A 586-nucleotide genomic window follows, 5' to 3' on the forward strand; every position below is an offset into this window, starting at 1 on the left:
TCGCTAACTTGCCCCAGTCCGTCGCATAATTGCCCCCACCTTTCATTAGCGGGAGCAAACACACGCCGATCCACTGAAAAAGGCCGGCGAACACCACACAGATCAGGAAAACCGCCCAATATGAATACGAAGACGCTTCGACGTTGTGCGCCCATTCAGCGTCACTTTTCACCTGGTCGCCCTCCGCTACCAGCTTCAAGCGCCCGTCATTTTTCCAAAAGACAAGCAGCTCCATCACGAATGTAAAAAACAGGGGCAAAAGCACCATGAAGAGGAATGTCCAGTTCGGCGCCCAAAGAAACCCAACCTGTTTAACGAGTCCGTCCGCCCGGACGTAGGTCGCGTCGTGAATCCCCGTAATATACGACAAAAACCCAAGAGCGGCGGCACCGGCAAACACTGACGACGGTAAATTCAACGGAGATCCGCGACTGAAAAACGCTTCCGATCTCCGCGCCAAGCTAAAACGTCGCCCCGGACCCTTGGCGCCAGGATCCCGTGCCAGCTCCGCCGGGGGATATGAGTCGTCTTCGAAGGTCGTGGGCGGAGCCATAGCTGGAACCGCCAGGGCCACGTCGCTTGCAGC

1 pseudogene is annotated in these 586 nt (G+C 56.8%); it reads right to left on the reverse strand.

Annotation, left to right across the window (positions count from 1 at the left end):
- A pseudogene (locus tag EOA24_RS40335) lies at positions 1-586 on the reverse strand (hypothetical protein); the annotation flags it as partial.

It is taken from the genome of Mesorhizobium sp. M2A.F.Ca.ET.039.01.1.1 (assembly GCF_003998035.1).
Taxonomy (GTDB): Bacteria; Pseudomonadota; Alphaproteobacteria; order Rhizobiales; family Rhizobiaceae; genus Mesorhizobium.